Source organism: Selenomonas sp. F0473, from assembly GCF_000315545.1.
Taxonomy (GTDB): Bacteria; Bacillota; Negativicutes; order Selenomonadales; family Selenomonadaceae; genus Centipeda.
Map to the genome: position 1 here is coordinate 353,310 of NZ_JH992902.1, position 14,548 is coordinate 367,857.

At 47.8% G+C, this 14,548-nt stretch carries 13 protein-coding genes; 1 reads left to right on the forward strand and 12 read right to left on the reverse strand.

What is annotated here, in order from left to right:
- Positions 1 to 56 precede the first annotated feature (56 nt).
- The 10 genes from HMPREF9161_RS01640 to cobO all read right to left on the reverse strand — a co-directional run bounded on the left by HMPREF9161_RS01640 (position 57) and on the right by cobO (position 10,624).
- Entirely contained in the window at positions 57 to 1,334 is a 1,278-nt protein-coding gene (locus HMPREF9161_RS01640) for an amidohydrolase (RefSeq protein WP_009727935.1), read from the reverse strand.
- 11 nt (positions 1,335 to 1,345) lie between these two features.
- Entirely contained in the window at positions 1,346 to 2,587 is a 1,242-nt protein-coding gene (locus tag HMPREF9161_RS01645; RefSeq protein ID WP_037348531.1) for an adenosylhomocysteinase, read from the reverse strand.
- A 23-nt stretch (positions 2,588 to 2,610) separates the two neighbouring features.
- The gene (locus HMPREF9161_RS01650; protein WP_009727937.1) at positions 2,611 to 3,180 is read right to left on the reverse strand and encodes a cob(I)yrinic acid a,c-diamide adenosyltransferase; all 570 of its coding nucleotides are present in this window, start codon (positions 3,178 to 3,180) and stop codon (positions 2,611 to 2,613) included.
- Entirely contained in the window at positions 3,177 to 5,249 is a 2,073-nt protein-coding gene (locus tag HMPREF9161_RS01655; RefSeq protein ID WP_009727938.1) for a polyribonucleotide nucleotidyltransferase, read from the reverse strand. Before HMPREF9161_RS01655 ends, HMPREF9161_RS01650 begins: the two co-directional genes overlap by 4 nt.
- A 126-nt stretch (positions 5,250 to 5,375) precedes the next feature.
- A complete protein-coding gene (gene rpsO / locus HMPREF9161_RS01660) occupies positions 5,376 to 5,642 on the reverse strand; it encodes a 30S ribosomal protein S15 (RefSeq protein ID WP_009727939.1) in 267 nt (88 codons plus the stop codon).
- 86 nt (positions 5,643 to 5,728) lie between these two features.
- Positions 5,729 to 6,688 (reverse strand): bifunctional riboflavin kinase/FAD synthetase, encoded by a 960-nt coding sequence (locus HMPREF9161_RS01665; RefSeq protein WP_009727940.1) that lies wholly within the window; start codon positions 6,686 to 6,688, stop codon positions 5,729 to 5,731.
- Between the two features lie 45 nt (positions 6,689 to 6,733).
- Positions 6,734 to 7,645, reverse strand: coding sequence for a UDP-N-acetylmuramate dehydrogenase (murB, locus tag HMPREF9161_RS01670; RefSeq protein ID WP_009727941.1), 912 nt, complete (start codon positions 7,643 to 7,645; stop codon positions 6,734 to 6,736).
- 14 nt (positions 7,646 to 7,659) lie between these two features.
- Positions 7,660 to 8,148: a tRNA (cytidine(34)-2'-O)-methyltransferase gene (locus HMPREF9161_RS09690; protein ID WP_071599604.1), complete on the reverse strand. Its 489-nt coding sequence runs from the start codon at positions 8,146 to 8,148 to the stop codon at positions 7,660 to 7,662.
- Positions 8,149 to 8,259: 111 nt separating this feature from the next.
- Positions 8,260 to 9,912 carry a dihydroxy-acid dehydratase gene (gene ilvD / locus HMPREF9161_RS01675; RefSeq protein WP_009727942.1) on the reverse strand — a complete coding sequence of 551 codons (1,653 nt, stop codon included), beginning with the start codon at positions 9,910 to 9,912 and terminating at the stop codon, positions 8,260 to 8,262.
- A 172-nt stretch (positions 9,913 to 10,084) separates the two neighbouring features.
- On the reverse strand, positions 10,085 to 10,624 hold the full coding sequence (gene cobO, locus HMPREF9161_RS01680) for a cob(I)yrinic acid a,c-diamide adenosyltransferase (protein ID WP_009727943.1): 540 nt from the start codon (positions 10,622 to 10,624) through the stop codon (positions 10,085 to 10,087).
- A 48-nt stretch (positions 10,625 to 10,672) separates the two neighbouring features.
- Here cobO and HMPREF9161_RS01685 point away from each other — a divergent pair, with 48 nt between their 5' ends.
- Entirely contained in the window at positions 10,673 to 12,295 is a 1,623-nt protein-coding gene (locus HMPREF9161_RS01685) for a GDSL-type esterase/lipase family protein (protein WP_009727944.1), read from the forward strand.
- A 29-nt stretch (positions 12,296 to 12,324) separates the two neighbouring features.
- On the opposite strand, the gene queA is transcribed toward HMPREF9161_RS01685, so the two are convergent.
- Both queA and HMPREF9161_RS01695 read right to left on the reverse strand, forming a co-directional pair.
- Positions 12,325 to 13,371 carry a tRNA preQ1(34) S-adenosylmethionine ribosyltransferase-isomerase QueA gene (gene queA / locus HMPREF9161_RS01690; RefSeq protein WP_009727945.1) on the reverse strand — a complete coding sequence of 349 codons (1,047 nt, stop codon included), beginning with the start codon at positions 13,369 to 13,371 and terminating at the stop codon, positions 12,325 to 12,327.
- A 17-nt stretch (positions 13,372 to 13,388) separates the two neighbouring features.
- Complete coding sequence (locus HMPREF9161_RS01695; protein ID WP_084786810.1) at positions 13,389 to 14,540, reverse strand: SpoIID/LytB domain-containing protein; 1,152 nt, start codon at positions 14,538 to 14,540, stop codon at positions 13,389 to 13,391.
- Positions 14,541 to 14,548: the final 8 nt, after the last annotated feature.

Here is a 14,548-nt window from a genome sequence, read left to right on the forward strand (position 1 = left end):
AGGAGGCATAGGAAAGCTGATATCTCTTCATTAAACTTTATCGGAGCACGAATACACTATTTTGTGAGACGATCCGCAGTACGTTTTGCTTCGTATAAAATTCGTTCTTCATCTAGGGTCTTAAGCTGCCTGTCTTCCATGAGGATTTTGCCATCAACAATCACGGTATCAACGGATGAGGATTTTCCGGAATAGGCAAGCAACGATACCGGATTATAACAGGGTGTCCATTCGGCACTATGCATGGAGAAGAGGACAATATCTGCTTTCTGCCCTTCTTTTAGGCGTCCGACATCTTTTAATGAAAGTGCTTGAGCACCATACTCTGTCCCCATCTTGACGGCTGTGAGCGCGGGGATGGCAAGCGGATCACGTGTGTCTACTTTATGTAAAAGTGCAGCCAATTGCACTTCATCTACCATATCCAAATTATTATTGCTGGATGCCCCGTCTGTCCCCAGCGCTACGCAGATATCTTCTTTTAGCATCCGTGGAACAGGTGCTATGCCGCTGGCAAGTTTCATATTGCTGCCGGGGTTATGGGCAATGCGGATATTATATTTCTTGATGATAGAAAAATCCTCATCATCAAGATGCACACAATGTGCGGCAAGGGTTCCGTTCTCAAACAAACCGGTAGACGCCACATGTGCAAAAGGGCGTTTGCCATACTCTTTGATGCAAGACTCTACCTCTCCTACCGTCTCGGACATATGTATATGTATTTCGGCGCCAAACTGCTGTGCTTTTCGTGCAATCTTTTTTAGATATGCAGGAGGACACGTATATAAAGCATGCGGTCCAAACATCACGGTGATGCGCCCGTCTGCAGTCCCGTGATAGTTCTCATAAAGTGCAGCATTTTCTTCGAGTTTCTTCTCCGCATCAGGCGCAACGCCTATCAATCCTCTCGAGAGAACGCCTCGTAGTCCAGAAATCTCGACGACTTCGGCAACACGCTCCATATCGGGGCCATACATATCTGCAAAAGCCGTGGTACCGCTGCGAATCATCTCCACTGCGGCAAGCATAGCCCCCCAATAAATATCATCAGAATGCAGCTTTGCTTCAATCGGCCAAATCATCTGCTGCAGCCAATCCATCAGCTTCATATCGTCCGCATAGCTGCGGAGCAGCGTCATTGAGGCATGCGTATGTGCATTGACAAATCCCGGAATCGCAAACTGACAAGTTCCATCTATCGTTTTATCCGCATGAAAATCATCCGGAATGCTTCCGATTGAGAGAATACGGTCATCTACAATTACAATATCAGTCTTCGGAGTCGTCCCATCTGGCAAAAGAGCAATGACATCTTTAATCAGTATATTCACGGGAAGCCCCCTTATGCCAATCCAAGGTATTCTTTTTGTTCCGCGGTCAACGTATCGATAGAGATGCCAAGCGAATTGAGTTTGATATTTGCGATTTCAACATTGATTTCCTCTGGCATCAGATGAACGCCTTTGCTCATCTCTTTCCCATGACGTAGAAGATGCAGGGCGGAGAAGAACTGAACGCCAAAAGAAAGATCCATGATCTCTGCCGGATGTCCGTCCCCCGCCGCGAGATTTACGAGTCTTCCCTCTGCCAGTAAGTAGAGGTGCCGCCCGTCGGGCTGAACGTATTCTTCAATATTGTCTCGTACGGTTTGATGAGATACGGAGCCTGCGTCGAGCTCTGGTATATTGATTTCAACATCAAAATGTCCGGAATTTGCCATCATCGCGCCGTCCTTCATCGCGGCAAAATGATGTTTGCGAAGAATGTCCTTATTCCCTGTCAGTGTCAGGAAAATATCGCCGACCTTGGCAGCTTCGTCCATCGGCATCACATAGAATCCGTCGAACACGGCTTCGATCGCCTTAATCGGATCTACCTCCGTAATGATGACGTTAGCGCCCAGACCGCGTGCACGCATCGCACCGCCTTTGCCGCACCAGCCGTAGCCGGCAATAACGACGGTCTTGCCCGCAATCACAAGATTGGTTGTCCGCATGATCCCGTCCCATGTGGACTGCCCTGTGCCGTAACGGTTGTCAAAGAGATACTTGCAGTATGCGTCATTTGCCGCAATCATGGGAAATTCGAGCTTCCCCTGACGCTCTAGTGCATAGAGACGATGAACCCCCGTGGTCGTCTCCTCGGAGCCGCCAATGAGCGTTGGCAGCAGCTCCCGACGAGAGGTATGAAGCATATCCACCAAGTCCCCGCCGTCGTCAATGACAATGTTGGGCTTGATATCGAGCGCTTTATTGAGGAATACGGAATACTCCTCCTCTGTGCATCCATGCCATGCGAATACATGAACGCCTTCTTCAACGAGCGCGGCTGCAACATCGTCCTGCGTCGAGAGCGGGTTGCTGCCGGTCACGGCAACCTCTGCGCCCGCATGTTTGAATATCGTTGCCATATAAGCGGTTTTCGCCTCGAGATGAAGCGTAATCACCATTTTAATGCCCTCGAAGGGCTTTGAAACGGAATACTCCTTATCCGCAGCCGCCATCACCGGCATGAAGCGCTTCACCCAGTCGATCTTTGCGTGTCCGGACGGCGCTAATTTAATATCGCGAATCATGGATTCCATCATGCAGTCTCCTTCTATCTCCTTTAATTCTCAATCCCTTTCCGTGCAGGGATTCCCCGTTCATAATAATGTCGTATTTCCTTCATCTCTGTAATGAGGTCGGCACGATCCAGCAGCCACTGCGGGGCGTTTCGCCCGGTACAGACGAGCTCTGTTTCGGGTGGCAGCATTTCAAGAAAATGCTCCATCTGCTCTTTTTGCAATACGCCAAACGCCAACGCGACATTGATCTCGTCTAGGATAATGAGTTGATACTCCCTCGTTGCGGCAGCCTCTATCGCACGGAGCAATCCTTCCGAGAGCAGCGCGACATAGTCTGCCGGCGGATGCCCTTTCGGAAAGATGACGACGCTGTCCCCAAACGCTTCTTTGGTTTTTTCATCCATCATACCGTCTTCGGCGATAAAGAAAGGTTTCCCCGTTGTTTCGAGCATCATATGAGGGAGTGTACGTAAAAGCCCCTGTTCGCTGTAGGCAAGGCTTTTCATAAACTGCATCAAATACACCCGATGCCCCGCGCCGAGTGAACGAATCGCCAAGCCGATCGCGGCGGTCGTCTTCCCCTTCCCGTTTCCCGTGTAGACCTGAATCATGAGAGCAATACCTTATGGCTGACGTTGATACGACCCTTCTCGTCGATTTCAATGATCTTGACCTGCAGCTCGTCGCCGATATGCACAACGTCCTCGACATTCTCCACGCGGTGCTTTGCGAGCTGGGAAATGTGGCAAAGTCCTTCTTTTCCGGGAAGGAGCTCTACAAAAGCGCCAAACTTCAAGAAACGAGTCACGCGACCGGTATAAATTTCTCCTACCTCAACGTCGCGGACAATATCCTCGATCATCTTGCGCGCATGATCCATAGCCTCTGTGTTCGGAGATGTGATGAAGATGTTGCCGTCTTCGTGGATGTCGATATCCACGCCGGTTTCATCAATGATTTTACGAACCACCTTGCCGCCGCTGCCGATAACATCGCGAATCTTATCCACATCGATGATGATCGTCTCCACGCGCGGCGCATACGGAGAGAGTTCTTCTGCCGGCTTGTCAATGCATTCAAGCATCTTGCCAAGGATAAACGCACGCCCCTCTTTCGCCTGTGCCAAGGCGGAGGCTAGAATATCTCGCGTGATGCCGGCAATCTTGATATCCATCTGAATGGCGGTGATGCCCTTGGCGGTTCCGGCGACCTTAAAGTCCATATCGCCGAGCGCATCCTCCATCCCCTGTATATCCGTCAGAATGGAATAGTCTTCGCCGTCCCTGACAAGTCCCATAGCAATGCCGGAAACGGGACGCTTAATCGGTACCCCCGCGCACATCAGCGAGAGCGTGCTGCCGCATACACTCCCCATCGAACTCGAGCCGTTCGACTCTAGGATCTCTGAAACAAGACGTATCGTATAGGGGAAATCCTCAATGGACGGAATCATCGGGAACAGCGCGCGTTCGGCCAGCGCACCGTGTCCAATTTCACGGCGTCCCGGACTGCGCATGGGACGCGCCTCGCCGACACTATATCCAGGGAAATTGTAGTGGTGCAGGTAGTGTTTGGTCGTCTCGGGGCCCAGCCCGTCGATAATCTGCTCATCACCGATAGAGCCTAGTGTCGTCACCGTGAGAACCTGCGTCTGACCGCGGGTAAAGAGCCCGGAACCATGCGTCCGCGGCAAAATTCCAACTTCACAGCTGACAGGGCGCACTTCATCAAGGGCACGCCCGTCGGGACGTATCTTTTCGTGCGTAATCATATGACGCACAATGCCCTTCTCAATCTTATAGAGAATTTGCGAAATCTCTTTCGCCTGCTCAGGATACGCAACGATAAAATGTTCGAGCGTCTCAGATTTAATCGCCGCGATATCGGCATCACGTCCAAGTTTATCATCATTGCGAGTCGCGGCATCAAGCCTTTTCTCCGCGTAAGCACGAATTTCTCCCTCAAGCTCTTCGGAGAGGGCGTAGATGATAGGAATTTGTTTTTCTTTTCCGCAGACGCTTTGTATCTTTTTCTGAAATTCAACAAGTCGTCGGATCTCGGCATGTCCGAACAAAATTGCGTCTAAGACGATCTCCTCCGACAACTCGTTTGCGCCTGCCTCGACCATCATGACCGCGTCATAGGAGCCGGCGACAGTGAGATTCAACTCTGAAACGGCACGTTCCTCCTCCTTCGGATTGATGACAAACGAACCGTCGATGTAGCCGACACGAACGCCTGCGATCGGTCCCATAAACGGAATATCGGATACAGTCAATGCGCAGGAAGCCCCGAGCATTGCCGCAATCTCCGGAGGATTATCTTGGTCGACAGAAAGAACCGTTGCGACAATTTGAATATCGTTTCGAAATCCTTCCGGGAAAAGCGGGCGAATCGGGCGATCAATCAAACGTGCACAGAGTACGGCATCGTTACTAGGGCGGCCTTCTCTCTTAATAAAGCCGCCGGGGATCTTTCCTGCCGCATACATTTTCTCTTCATAATCTACAGTCAAAGGGAAAAAGTCGACGCCTTCTCTTGGTGCGTTAGATGCGGTGGCTGTAACTAACACAACCGTGTCCCCGTAACGCACCAATACTGCGCCGTTTGCCTGCTTCGCCATTTTTCCGTACTCTACGATTAGGTTTCGTCCGCCCAGTTCGATTTCGAAACTCTGCATACATTTATCCTCCTAGGTCTCTTACATGCGTTACATGACAAAAGCATTCGACAAAATATCTTAGAATCCTTTTCCCTATAATAAAAAAGCGGGGAACACCCCGCTCTTTCATCTCCGTGAAAAATATTATTTACGCAGATTGAGCTTTGTTATGATAGCGCGATAACGCTCAATATCTGTTTTATATAGATAGCCCAGCAAACGGCGACGATGTCCAACCATCTTCAACAGTCCGCGGCGCGAATGGTGATCTTTTTTATGTTCTTTCAAATGTTCGGTAAGATACTGGATACGTGCCGTCAGCACAGCGATCTGAACTTCGGGAGATCCGGTATCACCCTCGTGAGTAGCGTGTTCCTTAATGATTTCCTGTTTTCTTTTTTGCGTGAGCATATAAAATCCTCCTTTAAAATATATCGGCCGCTGACCAAGAAAACGTCGGATTAATCGTTATCTGAGTCGGGGCTCCATGACGTCGTTCATATTATCATAGAAATATTTTCTTGTAAATGAAAATTTTCCGCTATCAGACTAATCGCGGCCTTTTTATCACATTCGATCTGTGCAATTAAAGAATCTATGGACGAGAATCGCCGCTCCTTTCGTATGCGTGCATAAAATGATACCGTGAGATTTTCTCCGTAAATATCCTTAAAAAAATCAAAAATATGAACCTCTAAGCGTCGCTTACAGTCTTCAAACGTCGGATTGTTTCCAATATTTGCGACCCCTCCATATCTTACCGTTCCTTGTTGAACTGTTACTGCATAAACCCCGTTTGACAGTATTTCGTTCTCTTGATGGAGTTCAATATTTGCAGTGGGAAATCCGAGCTGGCGTCCGCGTGCCTTGCCATGGACAACTATTCCCATAATAGAGAACGGATATCCAAGATACTCATTTACTTTAGCGATATTCCCCTGTTGAATAAGTTTTCGAACGCATGTACTACTGATAGTTTCTCCATCGCATATGACCGGAGGACATATTATGGTTTGAAAACCATAACGCCCTGCCTCTTGCCGAAGAAGAACGGGGGTTCCCCTCCCGTATCTTCCAAAGGTATAATTTTCTCCGATTACGATATATTTGGGAGCAAAATTCCGATGCAGAAACTCGACAAAATCTAAGGCATCTGTTTTTGCAAAATGAGGTGTAAATGGAATTTCTACTAACACATCGACGCCTAGATTCTTTAATATCTTCTGTCGGAGTATATCGCTATCGATACGGCGTGGGCTTCCTTCCGGGTCTACAACAGAGCGTGGATGGTTCAAAAAAGAAAAGACGAGCGCGGTACCGCCGATCTCATGCGCCTTCTTCACTGCCGTCTTGATAATACGCTGATGTCCCAAGTGAATGCCGTCAAACATACCAAGAGCTATCACTATGCGCGGGTATAATGCGTAAAACTCTACTAGTTTTTTATAACTTTCCATTGCAAAGAAACATGCTCCTAAAATACGCGGCTCTCAAAAAAGCAATCAAGGCTCACCTATAATGCGCAGCTCCGGAATAAGAGGTACTGAACGGCTTGCATAAACGCGCTCCTGCACTGTCGTAATGAGGCGCTGCACATCGGTTGCCGTTGCTCCTCCAATATTAACGATAAATCCCGCATGTTTTCTTGATACTTGTGCGCCGCCGACCGTAAAGCCCTTTAATCCGGCTTGATCGATCAATGTACCGGCAAAGTATCCGGGAGGACGCTTAAAGGTGCTCCCTGCGCTTGGATATTCAAGCGGCTGCTTGCTTTTACGCTGACTATTTAAATCATTCATTTTCCGGAGAATTTCAGAAGGTTCTCCCATGCGTAAATGGATCCGCACTTCACAAATTGCTTCCTCTCGTTCATGAAATACGCTGTGACGATAACCAAATTCCAGTTCACTCGACGAATATGAATGGATTTCTCCATCGGAAGAGACTGTCCTCACATGCGTAACGATATACTTCATCTCTCCTTCGTAAGCCCCCGCATTCATAAAAATTGCACCGCCGACACTGCCCGGAATTCCCGATGCAAACTCCATGCCGCTGAGCCCCTGTTGCTGTGCAAACGAGGCAACCTCTTTCAACAGAGCGCCCGCTCCTACCGTAATAATTGTACCATCTGCAACAATTTTTCCCATCGTATGATTAAAGCGGATGACAAGTCCACGAATCCCTCCGTCGCGCACCAAAATATTAGAGCCGTTGCCTAATAATGTAATCGGTTGATCGTATAATTTAGCGGTTTGAATAATCTTCCGTACTTCATCTATAGACGCCGGATAAAACAACAGATCTGCCGGACCGCCAATACAAAAGGTCGTATGGAATCGCATGGGTGCGTTTATAAAGAGCCGTTCCGGGTCAAACGTCTTATGACAAGCCTCAATAAATTCCCCGTTCATCTCATTTTCCCTTCTCATTTTGCCGCAGAAAATCCGGTACCGCTACATAACAGCGTAGAAAAATTATTTTGCCGCAGCGCTTCATATGCAATGATAGCGACTGCATTTGATAAATTCAACGAGCGCGCATCGCGATACATCGGTATTCGGATGGTCTGCTTACTATGTGCAGCAAGCAAATCATCGGGAAGTCCGGCGCTTTCTTTGCCGAATACCAAGACGGTATTCATGGTATATGCAACGTCACAATGTGTTCGAGAGGCTTTTGTTGAACAAAAATAGAACGGGTTATGGGGGCACATTTCTAAAACTTCATCAAATGCATCATGATAATATACTGTCACCAAATGCCAATAATCTAAACCCGCTCTTTTCAAATGTTTATCGTCTGTTGAGAATCCAAGCGGCCTAACAAGATGAAGTTCAATTCCCGTACCCGCACATAGCCGGGCAATATTTCCAGTATTCCCCGGAATTTCTGGTTCTACGAGAACAATATGCACTCGTCGCGTCCCTCCCCTATACGTTTATAGTAAAGGCATCGTTATTATACCGAATCGATACAATAAAAACAACCCACAGGAGCCTCGTCTCCCGTGAGTTGAATTTTGTCTTCAGCTTAACACAGCGCCGGTATTTGCAGACGATGTGAGTTTTGCATAGCGTGCAAGATAGCCTGTCTTGATCTTTGCTTCCGGCCGTATCCAGCGGGCGCGTCGTACGGCAAGTTCCTCATCGCTGACCTCAAGTTCCAATTTTCGATTTGGAATATCAATCGTAATCATATCCCCGTCCTCAATGAGCGCAATAGGTCCTCCTGCCATCGCTTCCGGAGAGATATGTCCAACGCAAGCGCCTTGACTAGCGCCGCTGAATCGCCCGTCGGTAATTAATCCTACCTTGAGCCCCATACCTGTGATGACAGCTGTCGGATTCAACATTTCCTGCATGCCGGGACCGCCTTTAGGTCCTTCATATCGGATAACGACAACATCTCCGTCATGGATTTTCCCCTCCATGATGGCGTTGACACCTTCCTCCTCCGAACTGAAACACTTTGCCGTTCCACGATATGTAAGCATATCATCGGCAACGGCTGACGCTTTCACAACGGCACAATCCGGCGCAAGATTTCCCCGTAAAATCGCAAGTCCGCCTTGTGGGCGGTAGGGATTATCTACGCTGTGGATCACGGCCGGGTCAAGGACTCTGGCATGTTCAATACGATCTCGAATCGTTCCGGTTACCGTCAATGCGTCAAGATGAATCAAATTCTTTTTAGAAAGTTCGTTCATAACGGCAGAGATGCCGCCCGCTTCATTGAGATCCTGCATATGATGCGTTCCCGCAGGGCTGAGCTTTGTAATATAGGGCGTCCGCCTGCTGATTTCATCAAAGAGCGGCGGCGGCAGTTCAATACCAACTTCGTGAGCAATCGCCGTAAGATGGAGTACGGTATTCGAGGAGCCGCCGATCCCCATATCTACCGTAATGGCATTCTCGAATGCTTCCTGTGTCATAATATCCCGCGGGCAGATTCCTTTGCGGACAAGGTCGAGGATCACCGCGCCTGCCTGTTTTGCCAAAAGACGGCGCTCTCCCGTATAGGGCGCGGGGATCGTACCGTTGCCGGGAAGTCCCATACCGAGTACTTCCGTTAAGGAATTCATCGTATTCGCAGTGAAGAGCCCGGCGCAAGAACCACAGCTGGGACAAGCATGGTTTTCAATCTCCATCATTTCACTGGCATCCATCTTTCCGGCAGCATACATACCCGCCGCCTCGAATGCCTGGCTGACACTAATATCTCTTCCATGATAACGTCCCGCAAGCATTGGTCCTCCACTGACGAGAATCGCCGGGATATTAAGGCGCGCCGCAGCCATAAGCATGCCCGGTACGACTTTATCGCAGTTTGGAATGAGCACCAAGCCGTCAAAACCAGAAGCCATTGTCACCGCCTCAATAGAGTCTGCAATGAGTTCACGACTTGCAAGAGAATACTTCATCCCCGTATGCCCCATCGCAATGCCGTCACAAACACCGATCGAGGGAAATTCAATAGGGGTTCCACCGGCAGCTGCCACACCCAATTTAACGGCTTCGGTAATTGTATTTAGATGAAAGTGGCCCGGAATGATTTCATTGAATGAATTACAAACGCCGATCAGAGGTTTTCTAAGATCATCGGATCCGTATCCATTCGCATGAAATAAAGAGCGATGCGCGCAGCGTGTCGCCCCTTTTTTTACAACATCACTTCTCATACTAAGCTCTCCTACTCTGAACAAAGTTTATACCGGTAAGGCACAGGCATAAATAAAACATAAAACACATGCATGAGATTTTAGCCTATTATTCCCTTTTTTTCAATAGCTAAAGGATCATAGAGGAATTTATGAATCATAGCATCGTAGACACAGATATGCTATAATTTGTTTAAAACTCAATGCCGCGCTGTGCCTTGATTCCTTTTTGATAAGGATGTTTAATAAGACGCATTTCGGTCACAAGATCAGCTCTATCAACGAGTTCTTCCGAGGCATTCCTTCCGGTAAAAACAAGATGTGTTTGGGGAGGGCGCGCGTTTAGAATCTGCTCCAATTCATCTTTATGGATGAGCCCGAATGAATAGGCATAGTTAAATTCGTCTAGAATGACCATATCCCATGTTCCACCGGATATTTCACGCAGAGCACTGTGCAAGAGTTCTTCGGCGGCAATACGATGTTCTGCCTCTCCTGTATTCCCTTTGCGCGTGAATCCAAACCCGCCTTGACGAATTTCAATCCGTCCATCAACGGCATTCAATGTTTCGATTGCCTTTAGTTCACCATAGGTCCAACTCCCTTTGATAAACTGCAATATCAATACACGCAGATGATTCCCCCACGAGCGGATTGCCATGCCGAGCGCAGCGGTCGTTTTCCCCTTCCCCTCTCCTGTGTGAACAATGACGAGTCCGGTGCGATTATCCATTTCTATCACCTCATGATTCAACAAAAAATTTATATACACGGTGGTTTTATGAAACATTATATTTTTTTTACGGCAATTATTTTTCTCGTTTCTATGATGTGTATTTTCCTCGTCGAAAAAAAAGATATACTCCATTTCAACCGAATTGACATAGCGGTAAATGTTCATGAGGAGAACGGTGAAAGTATCCTCACATGGGAGCGAGTCCCATATCCCTGCTATTATCGTGTCGATACATACATCAAAACGATCGAAAAAATATCGGATGAACCATTCTACCAGCGTGTTAAGACAGAATTCACAACAACACCGTCATATCATATCACCTCGGCTCCAATTCCCTTCTATTACCGTGTTACCGCTTATGGAATGTTTGGCGCTATTACTCCTCCCTCGACGCCAAAAGCAAATCCGTACTTTGAAACGACATCTCCTATTCATATCAGCAAATACACAACCGCGAATCCCGCTAGCCTGATGCCTTTTCTTATATGGCATGGCATGGCAAATGCAGTCCTATATGAGGTCGAATTTCTTTCCGCCCCTCCAGAAAAAGAAGGCGGGACCACATTATCTCAGACCACCCACCTGAACAGTACGAAAAGGGTCTTCACAAATGGCCTGCAAGCAGACTTGCGGCCGTTTCAATCCTACGAGGTAATCTATTGGCGCGTTCGTGCGTTAGGGATGAACCATGAGGCTATTGGCGAATTTTCAGCAGCAGAACCGATTGTGCTCAGCGATGAACAGGAAATTCCTAACCGTCCGATTCCAGATACTTTTGATCAAGTGACAAGTTTCCGACAGCCGCTCTATCCCGTATACCAATGGATCCCCCTCCATGGCGTAACGCGTTACGAAGTAGAACTCCTCACAACACCTCCCGTGGAAGAGAACGGAACGGAGGCTGATCCAAATCGTGTATGGGCAGAAACGACTAACTCCGCCAATGCCATCTATGACGAATATCCTCGTCCCTATGCCGGGATTTATTATTGGCGTGTGCGCGGGCTCGATCCACAAAATAACACAGTAGGTACGTGGTCGGATATCGCCTCCTTTACAGTGGATACGCAACACCATCATCGTTTATATGCCGCTGCGCTCGGGGACAGCATCACACACGGCGGCGGTGCAATTTCAAACTCACCCGCGTTTCTCGAATACAGCTACACGACCTATCTCCCATTTGAATGTATCAATCTTGGACGAAGCGGGGATACGGCACATACGACACTTGAACGTTTTGAGGAGGATGTTCTTCCGGCGAATCCCGAAAATTTGCTTATTCTCACAGGCTCCAATAGTCTACGCGCAGACATGACAACAGCACGGGATATTATTCAGGATCTTGACGCCATACAAAGAAAATGTATTGCGCACGATATTCGCCCCATTTTCCTAACGTTGCTTCCACTCAACCCGGAACGCATTACGCTTTCCTTCCACTCCGAAACGGATCCTCTATGGCAATGGAAACTCAATGCCGTCAATACATGGATCCGTTCACAAAAATACTATATCGACATGGAGCCATTTTTTTACGACGCATCAAACCGCATCTTGAGTCCTCTGCTTTCAACAGACGGACTGCACCCTGATATCGACGGAAAGCGCATGATGGCCGAAATCATCCTACAGCATATGGATGAACTGACCGCACAACCATAACTCGAAAAAAGAGAAAAAGCAACATGATCCTAGATCTCGTTGCTTTTTTTACTGCCTTGAATCAGCATCGCGTCGCCGAAAGAAAAAAAACGATATCCGGTATCAACGGCTTCGTGATATGCACGTAAGGTAAATGCACGCCCAGCAAACGCACTGATAAGCATAATGAGCGTAGATTTTGGCAGATGGAAATTAGTAATGACCGCATCCACGACCTTAAAATGATAGCCAGGATAAATAAATATATCAGTCCATCCGCTCATAGGATGAATTTCACCGGTGTCCGCGGCGGCTGATTCGAGCGTACGAACGGAGGTTGTTCCTACGGCAATGACACGGCGGCCTTCCGCTTTTGCTTTCCAAATGATTTTTGCCGTTTCTTCCGGAATAGCGTAATATTCCCGATGCATGACATGATTTTCTATCGTCTGTTCCTGTACGGGGCGAAATGTCCCCAATCCGACGTGAAGGGTAACAAAGCCGAATATAACGCCATTTTCCGTGAGTCTCCCTAAGAGCGACTCCGTAAAATGAAGACCTGCCGTCGGAGCGGCAGCCGATCCCCGTTCGCGGCTGTATATTGTTTGATACCGCTCTTCATCGGACAGTTTTTCATGAATATACGGAGGAAGCGGCATTTCACCCAGACGATCTAAAATTTCTTCAAATATTCCTTGATAAATAAATTTTACAATACGACCGCCAAAATCCGTATCGGATATAATCTCACAGGAAAGCTCTTCACTAAATCGAATGAGTTCTCCAATCCGGGCCTTTCTTCCGGGCTTTACCAAGACCTCCCACTGCACTCCGTCTATTTGTCGGAGTAATAAAATTTCCATCTTTGCGCCCGTTTGATCGCGCACACCGATCAGCCGTGCCGGAATTACGCGCGTGTCGTTAAATATCAGAACGTCGCCGGGATATAATAATGCGTCTAATTCATAAAAATATCGATGTTCTATCGTCTTCGCCGCTGGGTCTAATACCATGAGCCGTGACGAATCACGCGGTTCAAGAGGTGTTTGTGCAATACGATCCGGCGGTAAATCATAGTCAAAATCAAAAATATCCATATGCGGCATCCCCTTTTTCAGTATAATTTCTCCACAGAGACACCTGTATAGTAATAACGAAGTATATCCTTATAGTTCTTACCGCGCTCCGCAAACGCCTTAGCCCCCCACTGCGACATGCCGAGACCGTGTCCGGAGCCGTATCCGCTAAATTCTACGTTCGATTTTAAAATCCGAACACTGAAGAGCGTACTGGGGAGCGCAAAGAGGGAGCGAATTTTATTACCCGTAAGGATTATATTTCCTTTATCCCCAACGACTCGCATGGTCAAAACTCGTCCCGAGATACTACGATCCCCTCTCCCTTTTCCGATCTGCAAGGGAGAGAGTTTGATGTCTTTGAGCCTGCCTATCTTTTTTTCAGCTGTTTCTATTTTTTGAACAAAGCGCGCTAATGATATGGAGCGGTTCCACGGAAGTGTTTTTGCTTGCACTTCGGGAACGGATCTAAGGTAAGGAACGCGGCTGCCCCACACGTTTTCGCTAGATTCTGTCATACCGCCGGAATCCGTATGAAAGAGTGCGTCCGAAATTTCACCTTGATAAAACAGAACCTCTCCACGCGTAGAATCGACAGCCTCCGTGGAAGCCTTTGTCTCGGCTCCCATTCCTTCATATACTTGACATTCGGCGGTATTGCAGAGATCGTATCCTTCGGCACGATGACGCCCTCTGTTTTTCAGAGCAAATGTGCGCGCGGCGACACTCTGCGCACGCAACGCTTCCATGTTCCATGAGGCGGGCATTTCCTTTGGGACTACGCCATATAGATAATCCTCGACAGGGACATTGTTGACGACTGTTACGCCGTTTTTTAAAAATAATGTAATATATCCGCGATAGGAGACTCCGTTTACTTGAATGACGCCTCCATCGGATACCTCCACAATCAAGCGCTCCATTTTCTTCTCTTTGCCATTGATTAAAAAAGTACCGTTTCTCACCTCAATTAGGAGCGATTTTTCCTTTGGAACGGTCAGAAAGGATTTTTCTTCAAGGGATGTATAAATAGATAGTGCACCGTAGTGTCCTAAGAGTGTTACGCTCGTCTGCCCGTTCATCAGCCCGATGGATATCTCCGGCTGCCATGACGCATATGTGAACGGCATCGAAAACAACAAAGGCGCAATTAAGGCCAGAAACATAAAAAATCGATGCATCCGTACCATCATAAATA